A 525-nucleotide genomic window follows, 5' to 3' on the forward strand; every position below is an offset into this window, starting at 1 on the left:
CCTGGATTCTTACATCCCAGAACCAGAGCGTGCGATTGACAAGCCATTCCTGCTGCCAATCGAAGACGTATTCTCCATCTCCGGTCGTGGTACCGTTGTTACCGGTCGTGTAGAGCGCGGTATCATCAAAGTTGGTGAAGAAGTTGAAATCGTTGGTATCAAAGAGACTGCGAAGTCTACCTGTACTGGCGTTGAAATGTTCCGCAAACTGCTGGACGAAGGCCGTGCTGGTGAGAACGTTGGTGTTCTGCTGCGTGGTATCAAACGTGAAGAAATCGAACGTGGTCAGGTTCTGGCGAAGCCAGGCTCAATCAAGCCACACACCAAGTTCGAATCTGAAGTGTACATTCTGTCCAAAGACGAAGGCGGCCGTCATACTCCGTTCTTCAAAGGCTACCGTCCACAGTTCTACTTCCGTACAACTGACGTGACCGGTACCATCGAACTGCCAGAAGGCGTAGAGATGGTAATGCCAGGCGACAACATCAAGATGGTTGTGACTCTGATCCACCCAATCGCGATGGA

At 51.0% G+C, this 525-nt stretch carries 1 protein-coding gene; it reads left to right on the top strand.

The genetic code is table 11. The annotated features are described in order from the left end of the window. On the top strand, positions 1-525 hold a 525-nt coding region (locus tag ACOTZP_RS23865; protein ID WP_239508445.1), incomplete at both ends, for an EF-Tu/IF-2/RF-3 family GTPase.

It is taken from the genome of Enterobacter cloacae complex sp. SYL001 (assembly GCF_049237025.1).
Classification (GTDB): domain Bacteria; phylum Pseudomonadota; class Gammaproteobacteria; order Enterobacterales; family Enterobacteriaceae; genus Enterobacter; species Enterobacter intestinihominis.